Raw genomic sequence first — 15134 nt, 5'->3', positions numbered from 1 at the left:
AAGGGATCCACGTAAGCCGAAGCGTGCGCGCGGAGGCGATCATGGCGCGTCCTAGAGGTCAGTCGCACCGTCCGTCCTACTTGTTTTTGAGGCAATAGTGCCTCGCGGGCGAGCGGGCTAGTCGTGATGCCGCCGCGGCGGTTGAGCAAACGTCCCAGTGCGCAGGTGTGGGGTCAAAAACCAGGTCAGCTGGGGGAACATCGATGGAAAACGCCTGCGCGCGGATGCGTCAACGTGTGCTCGCAGGCGAGGCAGGGATGTTGGGTCGAGTCGGGGGCGAAGATGGTGCGCAGTATGGTGCGGCGGAACTGGGCAAAGGGCGGCAGGTCGTGGAGCGTGTTGCTCGCGGCGGGAGCATGCGCGTGTGCGCTGACCCTCGGCCTGAGCGGCTGTGTGTTCACCACGCCGCCGCGCGCCGAGGTGAAGCGAGATCGTGTCGAGTCCTCACTTACCTCGAGCGACTTAGTGAACGAGGGGTATCTGACCGTTGCCATGGATACCACCGAGGCTCCCCAGGCGATGATCGAGACGGATGGAACGCCGTCGGGCTATTACGCCGACGTCGCTCGTGCGCTCGCCGAGCGCCTGGGCCTCGACCTCAAAGTCGTTTCCTCCGCCGATGCCCCGGGAACCCTTTCCGATGGCGAGGCCGATATCTTTCTCGGCGGCAAGTCGACCGACGATGACGAGGAGATCGTCATTGCCGGGAATCTGCTCGAGGATGGCTCGTCCCTGTTCGTGCGCAATGAGGACGGCTCCCTTGAGTCACCCGCGCTCGACGCAGACTCCCTTTCCGGCGCGGTGATCGCCGTCCAGGGGGATTCCGCCTCACAGGACGCGCTGGTGCGCGGCGGCGTAACCGCGACGTTCAAGACCTGCTCAAATGTGAACGAGTGCTTTGAAGCCCTCGGTTCCGGTGAAGTAGAATACGTCGCCTGCGATGCGACTGCCGGCGCATATCTCGCCCGCGCCTATCCGGGAACCGTCTTTGTGGCGACGCTGGGCTCGCTCACTTCGTACGGGCTCATCCTGCCGGCAGACGGGGGCAACCTCGCCAGCGCCGTTGAGGACGCACTCGCCGCCATCGAGAGCGATGGCACGCTCGATGCCATATATCGTTCCTGGTACGGGTCTCTGCCTTTTGGTCTTTCAAACGAGCAACTCGCCGGACTCTCGGCTTCCACTGATGGTGCCTCCGAGGACGAGGCGGTCGACTCTGGGGAGGATGGAGAGCTGGTGATCGAGGGCGACCTCAACGCACTCGACTAGCCGCAAACGGACCCTCTCGGCGCGACAATTCGGCAATCGGTTTACATGCTCCAGTCAACGGGAGTGCGACGGACTCGCGTGTGGAAGTGCCAATCTTGGGTACAACAAGGACATGGCCCTATCCCCGGATAGATTGGAAACACGTATGGATATCAAGGTCTCCGGTCGCAAAACGACGGTAACCGATGCGCTGCGTGCCCATGTCGATGAGAAGATCGGCGAATCCCTCAAGGTGTTCGACATCGAGCCCATGACCGCCGACGTGGTCTTGCGCTACGAGAAGAACCCTTCAAATCCCAACCCCGCCATCGTCGAGGTCACCGTTCGCGCCCGTGGCTCCGTGATTCGCGTTGCCGAGCATGGTGCGGACATGTACGCCGCCATCGATTTGGCGGCAGACAAGGTCACTCGCCAACTGCGCAAGTTCAAGACGCGCGTGGTCGACAATCGCCAGCAGGGTCTGTCCGCTGCTGACGTTGCGCCCGTTGAGCCCGTTGCCGACTTGGCCGACCTACTCATTCCCGAGGATGACGACGAGCAGCTCGTCCGCGTCAAGGAGATCGAGCTCGCCCCGATGACCGAGGAACAGGCACTCGTTCAGACCGATCTGCTTGGCCATGATTTCTATGTGTTTGAGAACAGCACGACGGGTTTGGTCAATGTGGTGTATCACCGTAAGAATGGTGGATACGGCATTATCAAGCCCAAACTTGAGGTAGAGGGCGAGTAAAATAGCATCCATTGCATGATTTGGATGGCGGTCATCCCATGTGGGTGGCCGCCACTTTGTTGCGAAAGGCATGCACATGGAAAAAGCTCCCGTCGCGATCGAACGTCCCGGCAAGTGCCGAATCGTCATCGATACGTGCGCTGACCTCTCGCCGGAGGTCGCTGCGACGCTCGACGTGGATATCTTGGGATTCCCCTACATCCTCGACGGTGAAGAATTCACCGACGACATCTGGACATCGATTACCCCCAAGGAGTTCTACGACAAGCTCCGCGCAGGTTCCAAGGCGTCGACATCCGCCGTCTCGCTCGGTCGTTACATCGAGTTTTTCACGCAATGCGCCGAAGAGGGGACGCCCACGGTGTACCTGTGCTTTACGAGCGCCCTGTCATCGAGCTACAACTCCGCGTGTCGGGCAGCCGAACAGGTGCGCGCGGAGCATCCCGATTTCGAGCTGTACGTCGTCGATAATGCTTTGCCGTGTTCGTGCGGCGAGCTGCTCGCCATGGAGGCTGTGCGCCAGCGTGCCGCGGGCTTGAACGCTCGCCAGCTCGCCGATTGGGCGGACGAAGCCAAGACATACGTCCACGGGTACTTTACGCTCGACGGGCTTGATGCCCTCGCTGCCGGTGGTCGCATTCCTCCTGCCGCCGCATCGCTCTCGTCCAAGCTGGATATCAAGCCCGAGCTATCCTTCGATCTTGCGGGCTCGCTATCGCTCATCGGCGTGAACCGCGGACGCAAGAAGGCGCTTAAGTCGCTTGTCAAATCGTTTAGGGAGAATTACGAGCTCGATCCCACGCTGCCCCTGACGATCGTATCGTCCGATGCCGAGAAGGACGCTGACTGGCTTGAGGCCGCCGTTCGTAAGGAGCCCGGTTGTGAGGACCTCACGATCTTGCGCGGATCGGTGGGGCCCACCATCGGTGCGCACGTTGGGCCGGGGATGGTGGCACTCGTCTTTTGGGGCAAGAACCGCGCCGAGAAGATATCGCTCACCGACCGTATTGCCAACCGCGTTCGCGGCGAGTAGCCCTCGCCACTATTCCCAAATGGCACACCCAAAAACATTGTTGAAAGACAGCCCTGTGAAGGAGTCGAGATATGTCTAAGAAGCTCAAGGTCGCGTTCATTGGTACCGGTATCATGGGCGCGCCCATTGCCGGCCACATCATGGATGCCGGCTATCCGCTCACCGTTTTCAACCGCACCAAGACCAAGGCAGAAGGTCTCATTGCCAAGGGAGCCACATGGGCGGATTCCCCGGCCGAGGCGGCCAAGGATGCAGATGTCGTCTTCACCATGGTCGGCTTCCCCACCGATGTTGAGGAGATCTACCTCGCCGGCGACGGCCTGCTTGCGACCGCCAAGGATGGGGCGTACCTCATCGACCTCACCACGAGCGCGCCCGAACTCGCCCGCGATATCGCCGGGGCCGCCGAGGTCTGCGGCAAGCACGCCTTCGACTGCCCCGTGACGGGAGGGGAGGGCGGCGCGATCGCCGGTACGCTCACGGCCATCGTGGGCGCGACCGAGCGCGACATCGAACCCGTTCGCGCGGTGCTTGAGACCTTCACCAGCAAGATTTTCTGCTTTGGCGGCGCGGGTAAGGGCCAGGCCGCAAAGCTCTCCAACCAGGTCGCACTTGCCAGCTCCATGGTGGGCATGGCCGACGCGCTGTCCTTCGCGCAGCAGAACGACCTCGACGTCGAGCAGGTCCGCGAGATGATCTGCTCCGGTACCGGTAGCACCGGTGCCATGATGGCTCTTGCCCCCAAGGCGCTCGATGGTGACTACAAGCCCGGTTTCCTGGTGGAGCACTTCCTCAAGGATCTGGGCCTTGCCCTCTCGGTTGCCGAAGAGAAGGAACTCGCGCTTCCCGGCGCCGACACCGCCTTCACCCTCTACGATATGCTCGACGCGATCGGTGGCGGGCGCATGGGCACCCAGGCGATCACCCTGCTGTACCAGGAGGAGGCGGATGCCGTGGCCGCCGGTCTGGACTGGTCGCTCTACACGGCAGCCCACGAGCACGACGAGGGCTGTGATTGCGGCTCCGATCACGATCACGAGGGGCACGGCCACGAGTGCTGCTGCGGCGGCGAGGGTCACGGCCACGGTGAGGGCCACGAGTGCCAGTGCGGCCATGGGCACGGCGAGGGTCACGGCCACGGTGAGGGCCACGAGTGCCAGTGCGGCCACGGCCACCACGAGGAGTAGGTGAAGATGCCGGCAGATTGGGCATTCGCCATCGTCAATGTATTGGTGTTCGGCTTTGCCGTCTACATTGGCTTCTTGCTCGGAGACGGCTGGGGCAAGCGCATCGTCACTGCCAAGGCCTACTGGCTCTGCAATCTCGGGATGCTCGTGGGTGTGGTGCTCTTGGTGACCCTCGTTGCGGTACCGCTTATCCAGGTGTGCGCCATGGGTGTGCTCGCGGGGGCAATCGCTGGGCTCAAGATGGGTTTTGGTGAGTCCGTCGGTCCCTGGAAGTGGCTTGATAACTTTATGGATGTCAACCGCCGTCATCGAAAGGTTGCCGAGAAGGGTAACGGCGAGGCGTATCGTCGCCGTCGTAAGACTGGCGAGGCGGGCCCCGACCTCATCTCGGTCGACAAGAAGGGCGCTTCCACCCGTGAATAAGCGCTCTGCGCTTTTGATAGTGTCGCGTTAGTTGGATAAGAAAGATACGAGGTATGCACATGGCAGAAGATTCCGCCGTCGAACTGACCCCCGAGGAGGCCGCGCGCCTTGCAAGCGTCGAGGGGAGCGCCGACGCCCTCTCCGCCCTCATTGAGGACCTGTCGAGCTCGAGCCGTCGTACGCGACAGCTTGCCGCCCGTGTGGTCAACCTGCTCGCCCAGCGCGACCCCGCACTCCTTGTGCCCTGCATTGAGCAGCTCATCGACGCGCTGTACCGCCCGGAGGCTCAGACCCGTTGGGAGATTCTCGACGCATTGACCCTGCTCGCCCCCGAGCACGCAAAGGAGTGCGGAGCCGCCTACGAGGGTGCCGAGTCGGCCCTGTTCGACGAGATCTCCGCCCCTCTACGCTTGTCCGCCTTCCGTTTCCTGACGGTGTGGGGCGCTACGGAGCGCCGTCGTTCCGAGAAGGTCTGGCCCATCATTGACGAGGCGATCCAGTGCTACCACGGTGACCTTGAGTACCGCGACATGCTCGCCCTGTTGTTCGCCTTTGCACACGGGCAAATCGCCGGCACCGTCGCCGCCGAGCTCGCCGGTCGCCTGCAGTTCGATGCCGAGAACGGCAAGGGGAGCTATCTGCGCGTGCGCTCGCGCGAGATATACGATGCGCTGGTTAAGCGCTTCAAGCTCGACAACCCGCAGAAAAAGGCCCGTGCCAAGAAGAGCGAAGCCGACGATGAGGACGAGGAGTAGACCATGGCCCACGATGTTGTGTTGATTCCCGGTGACGGTATCGGCCCCGAGATCACGAGCGCCATGCGCCGCGTGGTCGAGGCGACTGGCGTTCAGATCAATTGGAATGTGCAGAACGCCGGCGCCGGTGTGATGGATGAGTTTGGCACCCCGCTGCCCGAGCACGTCCTCGAGGCGGTGCGCGCCACCAAGGTCGCCATCAAGGGGCCCATCACCACTCCCGTGGGCACGGGTTTCCGCAGCGTCAACGTCGCCCTGCGCAAGGAGTTCGACCTGTACGCCTGTGTGCGCCCCTGCCTGTCGCAGCCCGGCGACGGCTCGCGCTACCGCGACGTCGACCTTGTTATCGTACGTGAGAACACCGAGGACCTCTATGCGGGCATCGAGTTTGACGAGGGTGCTCTCGAGGTGCAGAAGCTGAGCGAGCTCGTAGAGGCCTCCGGTCAGAAGACGTTCGCTCCCGATTCCGCCATCTCCATCAAGCCGATCTCCATCGCGCGCTGCAAGCGCATCGTGGAATACGCCTTCGAATACGCCCGTCGCTGTGGCCGCAAGAAGGTCACGTGCGTGCACAAGGCCAACATCATGAAGGCGACCGACGGCCTGTACCTGCGCATCGCGCGCGAGGTGGCCGAGCGCTACCCCGATATCGAGTTCAACGACAAGATCGTCGACGCGACGTGCATGGGCCTCGTCCAGGAGCCGCACGATTTCGACGTGCTCGTGTGCCTCAACCTCTACGGTGACATCGTGAGCGACCTGTGCGCCGGCCTGGTGGGTGGCCTCGGCATGGCCCCGGGTGCCAATATCGGCACCGAGGCTGCCATCTTTGAGCCCACGCATGGCAGCGCACCCGATATCGCCGGCAAGGATATCGCCAACCCCACGGCTGAGATTCTCTCCGCCGCGATGATGCTCGATCATCTGGGAGAGGGCGAGGCCGCCGAGAAGATCCGCGCCGCCGTTCGCGCCACGCTTGCCGAGGGCACGCAGGTTACGGGTGACGTGCAGCGCGCGCTCACCGGCAGCACCGAGGGAGCCGTGGGGACGCAGGCGTACGCCGACGCCGTCATCGCGCATATTTCGTAATACATTGCATCGATAGAAGGGAGCGGACCGCATGGGTCTGGTCATGAAGAAGGACGATTCCGAAGATAACGAGTACATTGACGGCATCGAGGTCATTGGTCAGGGCGAGGGGCCGGAGCCGGAGGCGGATGGTCCGTTCGTGGAGCTGCACGACGGTCCGACTGCAGAGGACATCTCGGGCAAGACCGCGGCGGCGGAGGCCGAGCGCGAGCTCGAAGCCGACCCCGAGCTGCTCGATGCCGCCGATGAGGATGCGGACGTTGAGCTCGATGCGGATTCCGACGGCGTCTCCACAACGAATGGATCTGCGGGCGGTCCGGGTAAGCGTCATAAGCTCTATATCGCCCTAGCCGTTATTGCCGTGGTCGCCGCCGCCATCGTGGGCTATGTGATTGGCTCGGGTGGATTCGGCCAGAAGGGGACGGGTTCCGCCACGCTCACCGAAGACCAGCTCGACACCACCGTCGCCGCCTGGACCATCGACGGCGGCACCCACAAGGTCTCTGCCCGCGAGGCCATCGAGAGCCAGTACAGCCTCGATAGCGTCAAGGGCGATGACGACACCTACCCTGCGCCCTCTGCCGAGGTCATCCTCTCCTATGCCCGCAACCAGGTGCTCCTTGCGGCAGCTGAGAAGCAGGGTCTGACCGTCGACGACTCCGAGCTCGCCGCGGCTGCCGAGCAGTCCCTGGGCACCTCCGATTTCGAGACGATTGCGAGCCAGTATCAGGTCACGGAGGAGCAGGCCCAGGATATCGTTCGTCAGCAGGCGACCATTCAAAAGCTCTACGGCACCATCGTGAAGAATGCTCCCGCCGCTCCAACTGCGCCCGAGGAGCCGGCGGACGGCGATAGCACGACGGCGACCGCCGACTACGCCGCCTATATCCTCGACCTCGCGGGAGATGAATGGGATGAGGAGGCTGGTGCGTGGGCCGACTCCGACGGTACGTACGCTACGGCGTTTAGTGGGGACGACTTTGACGGCCAGACTGCCACCTATGAGCAGGCGCAGAAGGCCTACGCCGCCGCGTATCAGGATTATGCGACTGAGGCCTCTAGCGCCAACCAGGATTGGACCGCGTACGTAAATGGCCTGTTTGCCAAGGCGAATATCACGCTCTATGGTCTGTTCGCTTAGATGTAGAGCCTCCATATGACCGCCCGGATGCCCGGTGCGCCGCTCACGGGTTTGCCCGAGGCGGCCGCCGGGCATCTTGCTATGCTGGGCATATGGTTCCCAAGGTGATCGCACGACTGCAAGATCGCGGTTCAGATCATGCACCCATGGTCCCCGCGCGTTCACCGGGTAAGAAGAAAGGACGACTCATGAGCGAGACGTTTGAGAAGATGACGGCACATTGCAAGCCCACCATGGAGCATCCCGTTGCGATTGTGTTGGGCAGCGGCCTTGGCTCTTTGGGTGAGCGGGTGCGCGTTGTGCGTCATATCCCGTACAGCGACATCGACGGATTTCCCCCCGAGGCGATTCCCGTTGAGGGCCATCGTTTCACGGTGCTCGTGGGTGAGCTCGATGGCGTTCCAGTGGTCGTGTACCCCGGCCGTGTTCATATGTATCAAGGATACGATGCCCTTCAGGTGACGTCCCTGGTTCGTCATGCCCATAAACTGGGATGCCGCAGCATTGTCTTGAGCTGTGCTTCGGGCGCGGTTGGCGACATCGCTCCGGGAACGGTCGGCATCATTAGCGACCAGCTGAACCTCACGGGGCGCAATCCGCTTGCAACGCCCGCCGGCGTCGCGGCAGCCGGACTCGATAGCCCCTTCGTTTCCATGGCGGGCGCGTATTCTTCGTATCTCTCCGGCTTGGCGCGCGAGGCGGCGGCGGAGCTGGGAATGGAACTCGCGGAAGGTGCGTATGCCGGCTTGCTGGGTCCCAACTATGAGACGCCGGCAGAGATCCGTATGCTGGGTGCGCTCGGTGCCGATTACGTGGGTATGTCCACGGTGTGCGAGACGATTATGGCACGTGCGCTGGGCATGGAGGTGCTCGGCATCACGCTCGTGACCAATAAAGCGGGTTGTCCGGGTGGTGGGCATGCCGAAGTGCTCGAGGCGGCGGATGCCGCCGCTGATGCCATGCAGGCACTCGCCCTCGGTGTGCTCGCACGCATGTAGCGTTTCCCCGGGTCGCGGTGCGGTTTGCCTCCAGTGTGTGTCCTAGGCTTTGGGCCTGCTTGCCACTGATGCGGGTCGGCTGGTCTCGACACTTCCTGCGCCGTATTCGTGACTTGCAATGCAATGGCAGATTTTTCTAGGAAGCGGCACTGGGGGCTTGCGTCGCCGACGGTTTCCACGTACTATAAACAACCGTCGGTATGGTCATGCCGTATCGCGCATGGAACCGCCAGCGTAGCTCAGTTGGCAGAGCACCGCTCTCGTAAAGCGGGGGTCACCGGTTCGAGCCCGGTCGCTGGCTCCATTGAAATCAGCAGGTCAGAGGGTATAAATCCTCTGACCTGTTTTGTTTTCCAGCACCTCTGTTGCCCTCAGGAGGGGTGAAATGGGGGTGAAATATTTTTCTAAGGCAATTTTTCGGGAATTCTCGGATTCACATGTCCTTCATCTCTGGAAAGCGGTTTTCAACGCTTTCCACGGCCGAAGGGCTTTGCATCCTGCCCGTAGGCTGTGGGAAGGGTTGAAAACCGTGCTACATGTTTCCTGCTTTAGAATTGAGTCAGGACAGTATTACGGAGGTAACCATGGCAGGGTCTAAGGCAGATGCCGAGGCGTTCGCCAAGCGCTGGGCGGGCAGGGGCGACGAGACGCAGGAGGGCCGCTCCTACTGGATCGACCTGTTTCAGAACGTGCTGGGAGTCGAAGACGCAATCGAGCGTCTGAAGTTCGAGGTTCCCGTGCACACCGACTCCGGCTCGTCCCACGCGGGCTACATCGACGTCCTCATCCCCAGCGCCAGCGCGCTCGTGGAGATGAAGGGCAGAGGCATCGACCTCGACAAGAAGGAGGTCCGTCAGGGACGCGAGGTCACTCCCGCCGAGCAGGGCAGGGGCTACGCCGCCGGCTTGCCGCTCAACCAGCAGCCCCGCTACGTCATCGCTTGTAACTTCCGCGAGATCCGCGTGTACGACCGCAACGTCAACCCCTTGTGCACCGGTGACGAGTACCTGCGCCTCGAGCTGGAGGAACTCCCCAAGAACCTCCCCGCCCTCAAGTTTCTCAACGGGGGGGGGTCAGCTCCTAGGAGCGTCCAACGCGCCGTCTCCATCGAGGCGGGGCGCATCATGGGCCAGATCCACAACGAGATCGCGGGCCTGTACCACGACCCGGACAGCGAGGAGAGCCACCACGCCCTCTCGGTTCTTTGCACCCGCCTCATGTTCCTCATGTTCTGCGAGGACGCGGGGCTGATCGAGCCCGGGCTCTTCCGCGATTACGTTGCCTCTGTCGATGGCGTGCACCTGCGCGGAGCGCTCATCGAGCTCTTCGGGTGGCTCGACACCGACGACGAGGCTCGCAAGCAGGAGTACCCCAGCGAGCTCCTCGCCCGCTTCCCCTACATGAACGGCGGGCTGTTCCGGGAGCGCATCCAGATACCCCAGCTGAACGAGCAGGTTCATTACGAGATCCTGGTCTCCGGCTGTCAGGAGTTCGACTGGTCGGGCGTGGACCCCACCGTTTTTGGCTCCATTTTCGAGGGCGCGCTCAGCCACGACACGCGCCGTTCCGGCGGCATGCACTACACGAGCCCCGAGAACATCCACAAGGTCATCGACCCGCTGTTCCTAGACGGGCTGAAGGAAGAGCTCGACGAGATCCTCGCGAAGCAGAACCCGAGCGCCCGCACCCGAGCCCTGCGCGCCTACCACGACAAGCTGGGGAGACTCACGTTCCTCGACCCCGCGTGCGGGTCGGGCAACTTCCTCACCGAGACCTACGTGTGCCTGCGCAGGCTGGAGAACACGGTCCTCATGGAGCTGCAGCGCGGAGGGCAGTCCGAGATCTCGTTCGAGGAGGCGGAGGAGGAGAGCCCCGTCAAGGTGACGCTCGCCAACTTCCATGGCATCGAGGTAAACGACTTCGCCTGCTGCGTGGCGCGCACGGCGCTGTGGATCGCCGAGAAGCAGGCGGACATCAACACCGCCAAGGTTGTCAAGCGCGTCTACGACGAGCTGCCGCTCAAAGAGTACGGGACCATCATCCACGGCAACTCGCTACGCGTCGATTGGGCCGAAGCCGTACCCGCCGCCGATCTGGACTACATCGTCGGCAACCCGCCGTTCATCGGCTACTCGAACCTCAACGACGCCCAAAAGAGAGACCGAGCCGACATTTTCGGCAAGTCTGGCGGCGTCCTTGACTACGTGGCCTGCTGGTACAGGAAGGCCGCGGATTTTACGCGCGGATCGCACACGCGCTGCGCCTTCGTGTCCACCAATTCCATATGCCAAGGTCAGCAGGTCGAGCCGCTGTGGAGGCCTCTATTTGAGGACGGAGTCTCTATCGATTTTGCCCATAAGACTTTCGTCTGGAACTCCGAGGCTTCCGATAAGGCGAATGTGCACGTGGTTGTCGTTGGCTTTTCCCGGCAAGACAATGTTTCGCCATTGATATTCGATGCGCTAGGGGGGAGAAAGGCAAATCATATTAACGGATACCTCGCAGATGCTCCCAACGTATTTGTTGCAAAGAGCTCTCGCCCTGTATGCAACGTTCCGGGGATGTCCAGGGGCGGTGGTGCTGGCGACTGGGGATTCTTGACGCTCGATGAAGAGGAAGCCAGCCAGCTTCAGAGGGACTACCCGGAGATGCGGAAGTACATCAGGCCGTTTTCCATGGGCGCAGAATTCATTAAGGGCGTCCGGCGTTACTGCCTTTGGTTTGCGGGTGTGTCTGGGGTGGAGCTCAGTAAGCTACCATCTCGAATCAAGGATAGATTCGAAGAAGTTCGTTCTCGACGCGCCGCATCTCCTCGTGCCGGTACGCGCAAAAGAGCTGAGAAGCCTTGGGAATTCGATGAGCTGAAGGTGCCGCAGGAAGGGGCCTATCTGGCTGTTCCTCAAGTCTCATCCGGTAGGAGGAGGTATGTTCCAGTTGGCTACATAACTGATGGAACCATCCCGGGGAACAAGCTCTTCTTCGTTGAGGGCGCAGTAATATATGACTTCGGGATTATCGCAAGCCAATTTCACAACGCATGGATGAGGCAAGTTGCTGGACGATTGAAAAGCGACTATCAGTACTCGAACACCATTGTGTACAACAACTTCATTTGGCCGGAGCCCTCGGACAAAGTTAGAGAAGAGGTGGAACAGCGCGCACGGGCCGTATTGGATGTGCGCGAAGCGCAGCAAGGGGCGACGCTTGCCGAGATGTATAGCCCGGACAACGAAGCGTTCTTCCCTGACCTCATGCGCGCCCATCGCGAGCTCGACGCGGCTGTTGAAGCTGCCTACGGCGTCGATTTCAACGGCGACGAGGAGAAGATAGTCGCGCACCTGTTCAAGCTGTATGCAGAGAAGACTGGAGCGTAGCACCCGTGGCGAACTCGATTTACAACCCCATCACCCTTGAGGTTGGCAACGTCCTCAAGGACGTCATCACGGGAAAGATCGGCCTGCCCGACCTGCAGAGGCCGTTCGTGTGGAAGAACGACAAGGTTAGGGATCTTCTCGACTCCATGTTGAAGGGCTATCCCATCGGGTACGTGATGCTATGGGAGCCGCCTGCCGACGATGTGTCGAAGAAGTCGCAGATCGGTGACAACGAGAAGGTCTACGCCGTCCCCAAGGAGCTCGTTATCGATGGGCAGCAGCGCCTCACCGCCCTGCTCGCGGTTTTCTACGGCGTCGAGGTGAGGGACAGCTCGTTCGGCTCGCGGCCCATCAGAATCGCCTATAACCCGGTGACGGCTGAGTTCAAGGTGGCCGATGCATCGACTGATAGGGACCCGAGGTTCGTGTCGTGCGTTTCGGACGTGTTCGGGGCGAACCGGGAAAACGCGTTCAGCTCCTACAGACGCGCGTTCATCAAGGCGCTCAACGAGTCAAACGTGAAGAAGGGCGAGCCCGAGCTCGACGACCCCGCCGAGGACGCCATCGAGAGGGGCCTCACCGCCCTCCTCGGCCTCGAAAGGTACCTGTTGCCGGTCCTCAGGATAACCGCTGACGCCGACGAGGAGACCGTGTCCGACATATTCGTCCGCGTGAACTCTCAGGGACAGGCGTTGAAACAGGACGACTTCATCATGACGCTCCTGTCGGTGTATGAGCCAGCCATGAGGGAGCGCATCGAGCGCTTCTGCGCAGACAGCCGCATCCCCATGGGCGGCACTTCCTACAACCAACTCATCGCTGTCTCCCCGACCAGCGTCATCAGGACGGCGGTGGCGGTCGGTTTCAAGCGCGGCAGGCTTCGCTATGCCTATCAGATCCTGAGGGGCAAGGACCTCAAGACCAAGGAGACGAGCGCGCAGACCCGTGCCGAGAACTTCGAGCGCTTCGGCGTCGCCCTCGACCAGGTGCTCGATCTCAACAATTGGCACTCGTTCATCAACCTTCTGGGTGAGGCGGGCTACGTCGCGCCCAGCCAGATCAGCTCGGCGAATGCGCTGTTCTTCACCTACGCCTTCTATCTCATCGGCAAGCGCGAGTTCGGGATGAAGCACGGCGAGATCAGCCGCCTCATGCGCAGGTGGTTCTTCGCGTGCTCCATCACCTCGTATTACGTCGGGGGCTTCGAGACCGCCTTCGAGCGCCAGTTGACCGAGATCTCGCAATTGGGTGAGGCGGATGATTTCCAAAAGTACTTCGAGCGGTCGGTCGCCTCGCTCCTCACGGACGACTACTTCTCGATCACCCTGCCGAACGACCTCGACGCAAACGATGCCGTTGGCCCCACGTGGAACGGGTTCGTGGCGGCGCAAGTCGTCCTCGGCTGCAAGTCTCTGTTCGGCACGACCCCGCTCTCCCAACTTCTGCTGCCGAGCGCGTCGGGCACGAAGAAGGCGCTCGACAAACATCACCTATTCCCGGACAACTACCTCAAGTCCATTGGACAGAAAGAGAAGCGCAGCGCACGTGCGAACTTCGCTCTAGTGGACTACGGCACCAACATCGAGATCTCAGACGACTCCCCACTCGACTACGTGCCGAGGTTCAAGCAGAAGCTCGGATACGACGCCTACGAGCGCACCTGCGAGGAACACGCCCTCCCTATCGAGTTCGAGGGGCTTGACTACGAGCGCTTTCTCTATAGGAGGCGTATTCTCATGGCAAAGCTGATAAGGAGGGGCTTCGAGAGGCTTTAGCGTCTCTTCGGGCGCGCGATTCCTCCGCTGGGTTTCCCGACGAACCAGCGCCCGTCCTGACGCCATATCGTCTTGAGCTCGCCCGTGTGACCCATGAAGACGTCGAACCTCTCAACGAGGTTGCCGAACACCGCCCGCCCGTGCGTCACGTGGCGGGCGGTTGACTTTATGGGCCAGCTCCTTCCGTCGGGCCATATGAGCCTTTTGGGCACATCGACTTCGTCGTTGAGGCCCTTCGGCGGACACTCGACCCCCACGTAGACTCGGTCGCATTCGCGCGGTATCCCGCACGTGCCTGACAGGTCCCTTCCCTTGAACAACCCAATCACTTCCCTTCGGGGCGATTGTAGGCCTTCGTCCGGACGCTGCCGAGGCATGCATGCCCGCAGGGGAGGCCGTGTCGCGGCCGCTCCCGGTGGAGCCTCCGCCCGCGCGCGTCAAGGGGCCGCACGGAACCCCGCACAAACCTGCGCTTCGCTCCGGTTGGTGGAGGTTGCCGTGCAGCTCCCTTGACCCGTGCGGGCTCCAGCTCGTGGCTTCAGGAAAGAAGCCATAGGCGCGGCAAGCAGCGCCTACGGCTTCTGCCTGCGAGGCGGAGAGGATTGGCCGACATGGCCGGAAAGGAGACCGAGATGCAGGAGCTCATGCCAAAGGAGGTGGCGGCGACGGTGCCGCCACTGTACGCGACCGAGGACGAGGGGGATCCCATCGCCCGCGTGAAGCTATTTAGCAGCGTGAGCGCGTGGACGTGGTACGTGACCGAGTACGACCCCGCCACGGGCGAGGCGTTCGGCCTCGTCGAGGGCTTCGCTGACGAATGGGGCTACTTCTCCATCCCCGAGATGGAGGCGGTGAACCGCTCGCGCGGCTTCAACGTGGTCGAGCGCGACGTGCTGTTCGAGCCCGTTCCTGTGAGCGAGGCCAGGCGTTAGGAACGGGTGGGCGGGGCCGATGCGGCCCCGCCCGTCACAGGGGAAGGGTGAATGGAAGTGAAGTTGGAAAAGAAGAGCGGCCGTTACGTCGTCTATGAGAGGGGCCTGCTCCACTCATACAGAAGCGTCTTGCGCGACGGCATCGCCTATGGGGAGAGCGACGACCCCGCCGAGGCCATGGGTCTGCTCGACGGCGTGCTCGCCTTCGGCCTCAGTGGGTTCGTCTACGACACGGAGCGCGACGCGGTCCGCGACCCGCTGCGCTCCGAGGGGTGGGTTGAGCTGTAGAGGTTTCGGGCATCGGGCCCCTCGCGGGCCCCGATGCCCGTTCCGGTTCGGATGCGGTGGTCCATTGCCGTTGTCCCACTCGCCTTGCGCGCGCTTCGCCGCCGTTGAACGTCGGCGAGCAGGATAAGGAACGCGGTTGC

14 protein-coding genes and 1 tRNA gene are annotated in these 15134 nt (G+C 62.1%); 14 read left to right on the top strand and 1 reads right to left on the bottom strand.

What is annotated here, in order from left to right:
* The first annotated feature begins 294 nt into the window (after positions 1 to 294).
* The 12 genes from Q5Q88_RS01170 to Q5Q88_RS01115 all read left to right on the top strand — a co-directional run bounded on the left by Q5Q88_RS01170 (position 295) and on the right by Q5Q88_RS01115 (position 13774).
* A complete protein-coding gene (locus tag Q5Q88_RS01170; protein WP_118652683.1) occupies positions 295 to 1269 on the top strand; it encodes an ABC transporter substrate-binding protein in 975 nt (324 codons plus the stop codon).
* Between the two features lie 145 nt (positions 1270 to 1414).
* Positions 1415 to 1999 carry a ribosome-associated translation inhibitor RaiA gene (raiA, locus tag Q5Q88_RS01165; protein ID WP_294159646.1) on the top strand — a complete coding sequence of 195 codons (585 nt, stop codon included), beginning with the start codon at positions 1415 to 1417 and terminating at the stop codon, positions 1997 to 1999.
* A 76-nt stretch (positions 2000 to 2075) separates the two neighbouring features.
* Positions 2076 to 3032: a DegV family protein gene (locus Q5Q88_RS01160; RefSeq protein ID WP_118652617.1), complete on the top strand. Its 957-nt coding sequence runs from the start codon at positions 2076 to 2078 to the stop codon at positions 3030 to 3032.
* Positions 3033 to 3103: 71 nt separating this feature from the next.
* Positions 3104 to 4219: an NAD(P)-dependent oxidoreductase gene (locus tag Q5Q88_RS01155; protein ID WP_302741292.1), complete on the top strand. Its 1116-nt coding sequence runs from the start codon at positions 3104 to 3106 to the stop codon at positions 4217 to 4219.
* A 6-nt stretch (positions 4220 to 4225) separates the two neighbouring features.
* Entirely contained in the window at positions 4226 to 4642 is a 417-nt protein-coding gene (locus Q5Q88_RS01150; protein WP_302741291.1) for a hypothetical protein, read from the top strand.
* Positions 4643 to 4701: 59 nt separating this feature from the next.
* Positions 4702 to 5397 carry a hypothetical protein gene (locus Q5Q88_RS01145; RefSeq protein WP_302741290.1) on the top strand — a complete coding sequence of 232 codons (696 nt, stop codon included), beginning with the start codon at positions 4702 to 4704 and terminating at the stop codon, positions 5395 to 5397.
* Between the two features lie 3 nt (positions 5398 to 5400).
* A complete protein-coding gene (locus Q5Q88_RS01140) occupies positions 5401 to 6486 on the top strand; it encodes an isocitrate/isopropylmalate dehydrogenase family protein (RefSeq protein ID WP_294122018.1) in 1086 nt (361 codons plus the stop codon).
* Positions 6487 to 6517: 31 nt separating this feature from the next.
* Positions 6518 to 7627: a hypothetical protein gene (locus Q5Q88_RS01135; protein ID WP_118652623.1), complete on the top strand. Its 1110-nt coding sequence runs from the start codon at positions 6518 to 6520 to the stop codon at positions 7625 to 7627.
* A 188-nt stretch (positions 7628 to 7815) separates the two neighbouring features.
* Positions 7816 to 8625: a purine-nucleoside phosphorylase gene (locus tag Q5Q88_RS01130; RefSeq protein WP_302741289.1), complete on the top strand. Its 810-nt coding sequence runs from the start codon at positions 7816 to 7818 to the stop codon at positions 8623 to 8625.
* 228 nt (positions 8626 to 8853) lie between these two features.
* Positions 8854 to 8929 (top strand) — tRNA-Thr (locus tag Q5Q88_RS01125).
* 280 nt (positions 8930 to 9209) lie between these two features.
* Positions 9210 to 11999 carry a DNA methyltransferase gene (locus Q5Q88_RS01120; protein ID WP_302741288.1) on the top strand — a complete coding sequence of 930 codons (2790 nt, stop codon included), beginning with the start codon at positions 9210 to 9212 and terminating at the stop codon, positions 11997 to 11999.
* A 5-nt stretch (positions 12000 to 12004) separates the two neighbouring features.
* Positions 12005 to 13774 (top strand): DUF262 domain-containing protein, encoded by a 1770-nt coding sequence (locus tag Q5Q88_RS01115; RefSeq protein WP_302741286.1) that lies wholly within the window; start codon positions 12005 to 12007, stop codon positions 13772 to 13774.
* On the opposite strand, the gene Q5Q88_RS01110 is transcribed toward Q5Q88_RS01115, so the two are convergent.
* Positions 13771 to 14094 (bottom strand): hypothetical protein, encoded by a 324-nt coding sequence (locus Q5Q88_RS01110; RefSeq protein WP_302741284.1) that lies wholly within the window; start codon positions 14092 to 14094, stop codon positions 13771 to 13773. The two genes, Q5Q88_RS01115 and Q5Q88_RS01110, sit on opposite strands and share 4 nt — an antisense overlap.
* A gap of 291 nt (positions 14095 to 14385) precedes the next feature.
* On the opposite strand from Q5Q88_RS01110, the gene Q5Q88_RS01105 reads away from it, so the two are divergent.
* Together Q5Q88_RS01105 and Q5Q88_RS01100 are read left to right on the top strand one after the other, a co-directional pair.
* On the top strand, positions 14386 to 14706 hold the full coding sequence (locus tag Q5Q88_RS01105) for a DUF2958 domain-containing protein (RefSeq protein ID WP_302741282.1): 321 nt from the start codon (positions 14386 to 14388) through the stop codon (positions 14704 to 14706).
* A 51-nt stretch (positions 14707 to 14757) separates the two neighbouring features.
* Positions 14758 to 14994 carry a hypothetical protein gene (locus Q5Q88_RS01100; RefSeq protein ID WP_302741281.1) on the top strand — a complete coding sequence of 79 codons (237 nt, stop codon included), beginning with the start codon at positions 14758 to 14760 and terminating at the stop codon, positions 14992 to 14994.
* Positions 14995 to 15134: the final 140 nt, after the last annotated feature.

Origin of the sequence: uncultured Collinsella sp. (assembly GCF_959026545.1) — a bacterium.
Taxonomy (GTDB): Bacteria; Actinomycetota; Coriobacteriia; order Coriobacteriales; family Coriobacteriaceae; genus Collinsella.
Note: the sequence above shows the minus strand (reverse complement) of the source record. Positions and strands in the feature narration are given on the sequence as shown.

Coding starts and splice junctions, on each gene's coding strand:
- Q5Q88_RS01120 (WP_302741288.1), top strand. CDS start 9,210: ATGGCAGGGTCTAAGGCAGATGCCGAGGCGTTCGCCAAGCGCTGGGCG.
- Q5Q88_RS01145 (WP_302741290.1), top strand. CDS start 4,702: ATGGCAGAAGATTCCGCCGTCGAACTGACCCCCGAGGAGGCCGCGCGC.
- Q5Q88_RS01160 (WP_118652617.1), top strand. CDS start 2,076: ATGGAAAAAGCTCCCGTCGCGATCGAACGTCCCGGCAAGTGCCGAATC.
- Q5Q88_RS01100 (WP_302741281.1), top strand. CDS start 14,758: ATGGAAGTGAAGTTGGAAAAGAAGAGCGGCCGTTACGTCGTCTATGAG.
- Q5Q88_RS01150 (WP_302741291.1), top strand. CDS start 4,226: ATGCCGGCAGATTGGGCATTCGCCATCGTCAATGTATTGGTGTTCGGC.
- raiA (WP_294159646.1), top strand. CDS start 1,415: ATGGATATCAAGGTCTCCGGTCGCAAAACGACGGTAACCGATGCGCTG.
- Q5Q88_RS01140 (WP_294122018.1), top strand. CDS start 5,401: ATGGCCCACGATGTTGTGTTGATTCCCGGTGACGGTATCGGCCCCGAG.
- Q5Q88_RS01105 (WP_302741282.1), top strand. CDS start 14,386: ATGGCCGGAAAGGAGACCGAGATGCAGGAGCTCATGCCAAAGGAGGTG.
- Q5Q88_RS01170 (WP_118652683.1), top strand. CDS start 295: ATGGTGCGGCGGAACTGGGCAAAGGGCGGCAGGTCGTGGAGCGTGTTG.
- Q5Q88_RS01130 (WP_302741289.1), top strand. CDS start 7,816: ATGAGCGAGACGTTTGAGAAGATGACGGCACATTGCAAGCCCACCATG.
- Q5Q88_RS01135 (WP_118652623.1), top strand. CDS start 6,518: ATGGGTCTGGTCATGAAGAAGGACGATTCCGAAGATAACGAGTACATT.
- Q5Q88_RS01155 (WP_302741292.1), top strand. CDS start 3,104: ATGTCTAAGAAGCTCAAGGTCGCGTTCATTGGTACCGGTATCATGGGC.